Origin of the sequence: Sphingomonas sp. 66-10 (assembly GCF_001897045.1) — a bacterium.
GTDB lineage: Bacteria > Pseudomonadota > Alphaproteobacteria > Sphingomonadales > Sphingomonadaceae > Sphingomonas > Sphingomonas lycopersici.
In genome coordinates this window covers 52522-56727 of the sequence record NZ_MKRR01000160.1, presented here as the reverse complement: position 1 = coordinate 56727, position 4206 = coordinate 52522, and the positions used below count along the sequence as shown (strand labels likewise).

At 67.5% G+C, this 4206-nt stretch carries 4 protein-coding genes and 1 pseudogene; 3 read left to right on the top strand and 2 right to left on the bottom strand.

Features of this window, described 5'->3' with window-relative positions; translation table 11 throughout:
* A partial coding sequence (locus tag BGN95_RS25050; protein WP_286774367.1) for a helix-turn-helix domain-containing protein occupies positions 1-617 on the bottom strand: 617 nt, incomplete at its 3' end.
* A gap of 218 nt (positions 618-835) precedes the next feature.
* Here BGN95_RS25050 and BGN95_RS25045 point away from each other — a divergent pair.
* A complete protein-coding gene (locus BGN95_RS25045) occupies positions 836-1399 on the top strand; it encodes an outer membrane protein (RefSeq protein WP_286774366.1) in 564 nt (187 codons plus the stop codon).
* Between the two features lie 26 nt (positions 1400-1425).
* On the opposite strand, the gene BGN95_RS25040 is transcribed toward BGN95_RS25045, so the two are convergent.
* Positions 1426-3075 carry a thiamine pyrophosphate-binding protein gene (locus BGN95_RS25040; RefSeq protein WP_286774365.1) on the bottom strand — a complete coding sequence of 550 codons (1650 nt, stop codon included), beginning with the start codon at positions 3073-3075 and terminating at the stop codon, positions 1426-1428.
* A 102-nt stretch (positions 3076-3177) separates the two neighbouring features.
* On the opposite strand from BGN95_RS25040, the gene BGN95_RS25035 reads away from it, so the two are divergent.
* Positions 3178-4098 carry an SMP-30/gluconolactonase/LRE family protein gene (locus tag BGN95_RS25035; protein WP_265313855.1) on the top strand — a complete coding sequence of 307 codons (921 nt, stop codon included), beginning with the start codon at positions 3178-3180 and terminating at the stop codon, positions 4096-4098.
* Between the two features lie 3 nt (positions 4099-4101).
* Positions 4102-4206, top strand: a pseudogene (locus BGN95_RS25030) (VIT1/CCC1 transporter family protein); the annotation flags it as partial.

Here is a 4206-nt window from a genome sequence, read left to right as displayed (position 1 = left end):
GCAAACGCCCAATCGTAGCGGCAATCTTTGCCCGCCACTTCGCGTGGATCGTCGTGCGGAATGCCGTAGATGCCGGTAATCTCTTCCGGTGCGATCTGCTCCATCAATAGTTCGTACAGCCGCGTATAGGCCCCATTCAGCTCGGTATAATCGCCGACGTTACGCAGCGCTGCCAGCCGCAACGGGGCGAAGGACGTAATGGTGATGGTCAGCGGCGGAGCGGGTTCCGATGTGCTTATTGCGGGCTGAGCGAACGCAGCCGCCACCTCGTCGCGGCGGTTGCGATCGTCGCGCAAATTGGTTGCGGTCGTGCCGGCCGCCGCTTTCAGCGCACGGGCATAAGCCTGGGCCGTCGCATAGCCGCTATGACCCGCGGCGGCCGTGACGCCTTTGTCGAGCACGGGCAAGCTTCCGCCGAGGCGCACGCGCGTCACCGCGGCGCCCACCGTTTCCCCGGTCATCACGCGGAATATGCGATGGAAATGATAATCGGACAGTGCCGCTGCGGCCGCCAGATCGGCGAGCGCGGGCGGCTCGCCGGCGCGGGCTCGCCGTTCCAGAAGCGCAATCGCTCGCTCGATCCGTTCGGCATAACGCGCACGCTGGGTGGTCTGCATCGCTCGTCTCCTTTCGCGGCGACGCTATGGGAAGCCGGCGCGGCTGTCGTTCCCGATCTTGCTCACTTCATGCGTCACTCCTGAAACGATCGCGACAATTGGCCGCAAAGGCGCCTTATTCCTGCAACGCCGCGCAATAACGGCGAGAGCCCGCGGTGCTTTTCCTCGTGCGTCGTCCGCCTCCTTTGGCGGGCGGCGATGTTTCGAGGAGTAAGACGATGTTCCAGTATTTTCCTGCCCCGGTTGCCGCGCTGGCGGTGCTTTCGGCGCTGTGCGCGGCGACGCCGGCCGCCGCGCAGGATGCCACCGCGTTCCAGGGCCCGCGGTTCGAGGCGCTGGTCGGGCTCGATCAGCTGCGTTTCGACGTCAGCAACATCGGCGGCGCGGGGCGCGACAAGGCGAGCGACGTGGGTTACGGCTTCGCGCTCGGCTATGACAAAGCGGTATCGCCGCATATGCTGATCGGCGCCGAGGCGGGGATGACCTTCTCCGACGTTTCCTATGCCCAGGATGCGCTGCGCAGCCGGCGCGAATTCGACGTCGCGGGGCGGATCGGGACGCCGCTCACCGCCAATACGCTGCTTTACGGCAAGGTCGGCTATTCCAACCTCCAGGTGCGCGAGGTCGATCAGGTGCGCGATCTCGACGGCGTGCTGCTCGCCGCCGGCGCCGAGGTGAAGCTTTCGCCCACGGCCTATCTCAAGAGCGAATATCGCTACGCCAATTATGGCGACGGCTATTCGACCAACGGCATCCTGACCGGCGTCGGGCTGCGCTTCTGATGCAAGCGGGGCGGTAGGGCGTGGCCCTACCGCTTCGCGACCGCCGACAAGGTGGTGCCGGCGGTGATCTGCTCGATATCGGTCTTGACGTGGAGCAGCCGCATTCCGCGCTCGGCCAGGGCGCGATCGAGCGCGGGCGCGAAGTCCGCGGTCCGCGTCACCGTCTCGGCCCAGCCGCCATAAGCGCGCGCCAGCGCGGCGAAATCGGGGTTGGCGAGCCGGGTCGCCGAAACCCGCCGCGGATATTCGCGCTCCTGATGCATGCGGATCGTGCCATAGGCGCCATTGTCGACCAGGATCACGATCAGGTCGCAGCCGTGCTGCGCGGCGGTCGCCAGTTCCTGCCCGTTCATCAGGAAATCGCCGTCGCCGGCGAGCGCGACGACCGTCCGCCCCGGGCGGCGCAGCGAGGCGGCGACCGCCGCGGGCACGCCATAGCCCATCGCGCCGGCGGTCGGGGCGAGCTGGGTCCCCGGCCCGGCATAGGGCCAGTAACGATGCCACCAGCCCGAGAAATTGCCCGCGCCGTTGCAGATGATCGTGTCCGCCGGCAGCTTTTCCCGCATCGTCCCGACGCACGGGCCGAGATCCATCACCACCCCGTCGCGCGGGCGCGGGGTCGACCAGTCGCGATAATCGTCATACGCGGCTGCCGCATCGGCGCGGGCCGGGGCGTCGACCGCCGCGACCGCCGCCGCAAAGGCGGCCATCGACGCCGCGATCGGCAAATCGGTGGCATAGGTCATCCCGAGCTCGTCGGCGTCGGGGTGGACGTGGATCAGCCGCTGACCGGGATGATCGGGGGTGATCAGCGTATAGCCGTCGGTCGTCGCCTCGCCCAGTCGCGCGCCGACGACGAGCAGCAGGTCGGCCGCCTTGACCCGCGCGACGAGCTTGGGATTGGGCCCATAGCCGAGGTTGCCGGCATAGGCCGGGCTGTCGTTGGGCACCGCATCCTGCCGGCGGAAGGCGGCGACCAGCGGCACCCCGCAGCGATCGGCCCAGGCGGCGAGATCGCGCGCGGCATCATTGTCCCACCCCGCGCCGCCGATGATCGCGATCGGGCGCTCGGCGGCGGCGAGCATCTCGGCGAGCCGGTCGATCGCCGCGGCATCGGGGGCCTGGGCGACGCGCTCGACGCGTGGGCGGTCGATCGCTTCCACCTCGTCGAGCAGCATATCCTCGGGCAGCGCGAGCACCACCGGGCCGGGGCGGCCGTTCATCGCCACGGCATAGGCCCGCGCGACATATTCGGGGATGCGCCGCGCGTCGTCGATCCGCGCCGCCCATTTGGCGATCGGCGCGAACATCGCCTCGAAATTGATCTCCTGAAACGCCTCGCGATCGCGCGTGCCGCGATCGACATCGCCGACGAACAGGATCATCGGCTGGCTGTCCTGCATCGCGACATGCACCCCGATCGAGGCATTGGTCGCGCCGGGGCCGCGGGTGACGAAGGCGACGCCGGGCCGCCCGGTCAGCGCGCCGTCGGCGCAGGCCATGAATGCGACCCCGCCTTCCTGCCGGCACGTCACCACCTCGATCGCGGGCACGTCGACCAGGGCATCGAGCACCGCGAGGAAGCTCTCCCCCGGCACGGTGAAGATACGATCGCAGCCCTGCGCGACGAGCTGGTCGACGAGGATGCGCCCTCCGGTGCGGTTTTTGTTCTCCATAGGCGAGGGGTCTAGCCGGGCAGCGGCGGCGGCGGAAGGCGGCTATTGCTAAGTCGGGCGCCTTAGACAATCCTCAGCCGAAACGAGAGCAAGGAGAGCGGCGTGAGCGATTTCACCCTGGTGGCCGATGGCCTGCGTTTCCCCGAAGGCCCGGTGTGGATGCCCGACGGCAGCATCATCCTGGTGGAGATCGAGGCCGGGCGAATCACCCGCGTGACCCCCGACGGCGCCAAGGAAATTGTCGCGACGCCGGGCGGCGGCCCCAACGGGCTGGCGATGGGGCCGGACGGGATGCTCTATTGCTGCAACAACGGCGGGTTCGAATATCACGAGGCGAACGGCTATCTCGCCCCGCACGGCATCGCGCAAAACTATTCCGGCGGGCGGATCGAGCGGATCGACCCCGCGACCGGCAAGGTCGAGCTGCTCTACAAATCGGGCGACTTCGGCTGCATCCTGCGCGGGCCGAACGATATCGTGTTCGATCAATTCGGCGGCTTCTGGTTCACCGATCACGGCAAGGTCGATTACGCCAAGCGCTGCCACGACATCGTCGGCATCTTCTACGGCAAGACCGACGGCAGCCATCTGGAAGAAGTGATCTTCCCGTCGAACAACCCCAATGGCTGCGGGCTCTCACCCGACGGCAAGACGCTTTACGCCGCCGAAACCTACACCTGCCGGCTGATGAAGTTCAACATCACCGCCCCCGGCAAGGTCGCGCCGGATGCGGGGCCGGGCGGACCGGGGATCCCGCTCTATCGCCCCGCCGGTTATAAATTCTTCGATTCGCTCGCGGTCGAGGCGTCGGGCAATGTCTGCGTCGCGACGATCGGGGAAAGCGGGATCAGCGTGATCTCGCCCGAGGGTGACCTGGTCGAATTCGTCGCGACCGACGATATCTTCACCACCAACATCTGTTTCGGCGGCGAGGATATGATGGACGCGTGGATCACGCTTTCGGGGACCGGGCGGCTGGTGAAGACGCGGTGGAAGCGCCCCGGCCTCAAGCTGGAATATTGACCCGTGCGTCCCCGCCACCGCGAACATCATGTCGTCGATCGGATCGGCTGGTTGCGCGCCGCGGTGCTGGGGGCGAATGACGGCATCCTCTCGGTATCGAGCATCATC

What these genes read in the sequence shown, in the direction of transcription:
- BGN95_RS25040 (WP_286774365.1), bottom strand. Translation starts at nt 3,075, where the DNA reads ATGGAGAACAAAAACCGCACCGGAGGGCGCATCCTCGTCGACCAGCTC.
- BGN95_RS25045 (WP_286774366.1), top strand. Translation starts at nt 836, where the DNA reads ATGTTCCAGTATTTTCCTGCCCCGGTTGCCGCGCTGGCGGTGCTTTCG.